Origin of the sequence: Pseudoalteromonas sp. S4741 (genome assembly GCF_005886135.1) — a bacterium.
Taxonomy (GTDB): domain Bacteria; phylum Pseudomonadota; class Gammaproteobacteria; order Enterobacterales; family Alteromonadaceae; genus Pseudoalteromonas; species Pseudoalteromonas tetraodonis.
Genome location: NZ_PNCN01000188.1, coordinates 1 through 1,193, shown reverse-complemented (window position 1 = coordinate 1,193; position 1,193 = coordinate 1). Strand labels below are relative to the sequence as shown.

The window sequence follows — 1,193 nt, the reverse complement described above, 5'->3', positions numbered from 1 at the left end:
TCCGAACTCCGAACTCCGAACCCCGAACCCAAACTTTTCTTGAGGAAAAAACAACCGGCCGGTAGCAATGTAGTTTAAGTGCTGGTATACTCCCGCGTCTGCCACGTTGCGTTCTATGTCCTCATATAGTTTAGCCACTTGTGAGCGGCGCAAAAGTCTAAAACTCGAAGGGGTTGTAGCAAACTTAGAGCGGTAGTTAAACATAACTACCTGTGGTTTTAATTGAAAAACATTGGATTTTTATAAATGAAAACGTTTGTTGCTAAACCAGAAACAGTAAAACGTGACTGGTACGTAGTTGACGCTGAAGGTAAAACTTTAGGTCGCATCGCTACTGAAATCGCTCATCGCCTACGCGGTAAGCATAAAGCTGAGTACACACCGCACGTAGATACTGGTGATTACATCATCGTTATTAACGCTGAGAAAGTTACTGTTACTGGTAACAAATTCAAAGACAAAGTGTACTATGCTCACTCTGGTTTCCCAGGTGGTCTTAAGTCTACTACTTTTGATAAACTTCAAGCTGCAAAGCCTGAAATGATCATCGAAAAAGCTGTTAAAGGCATGTTGCCACGTGGTCCTTTAGGCCGCGCTATGTACCGTAAACTTAAAGTTTACGCGGGTACTGAGCACAATCATGCTGCACAACAGCCTCAGGTTCTAGACATTTAAGGAGCACTATCATGGCAAATCAATACTACGGTACAGGTCGTCGTAAAAGTTCAAGTGCTCGCGTATTCTTACGCCCAGGCACTGGTAACATCGTAATCAACAAGCGCTCTTTAGAAGAGTACTTTGGTCGCGAAACAGCACGCATGGTTGTTCGTCAAGCTCTTGAGCTTGTAGACATGACTGAAAAGTTTGACTTACACATCACCGTTGCTGGTGGTGGTACTACTGGTCAAGCTGGTGCTATCCGTCACGGTATCACTCGTGCACTTATGGAGTTTGACGAGTCACTACGTCCACAACTTCGTAAAGCAGGTTTCGTTACTCGTGATGCACGTAAAGTTGAACGTAAGAAAGTGGGTCTTAAGAAAGCGCGTAAGCGTCCACAGTTCTCAAAACGTTAATTTTTACGTTATCAAGAATTCAAAAACCCAGCTTATGCTGGGTTTTTTGTTTTGTAGCTATAAGATTCAAGGTTCAAGATTCAAGATTCAAGGTTCAAGGTTCAAGGTTCAAGGTTC

Annotated in this window: 2 protein-coding genes; both read left to right on the top strand. The window is 43.3% G+C overall.

Annotated elements, in window-relative coordinates; genetic code table 11:
• Window positions 1-246: 246 nt before the first annotated feature.
• Complete coding sequence (gene rplM / locus CWC30_RS17405) at window positions 247-675, top strand: 50S ribosomal protein L13 (RefSeq protein ID WP_002957960.1); 429 nt, start codon at window positions 247-249, stop codon at window positions 673-675.
• Between the two features lie 8 nt (window positions 676-683).
• Window positions 684-1,076: a 30S ribosomal protein S9 gene (rpsI, locus tag CWC30_RS17400; RefSeq protein WP_024600778.1), complete on the top strand. Its 393-nt coding sequence runs from the start codon at window positions 684-686 to the stop codon at window positions 1,074-1,076.
• The last annotated feature ends 117 nt before the right edge of the window (window positions 1,077-1,193 follow it).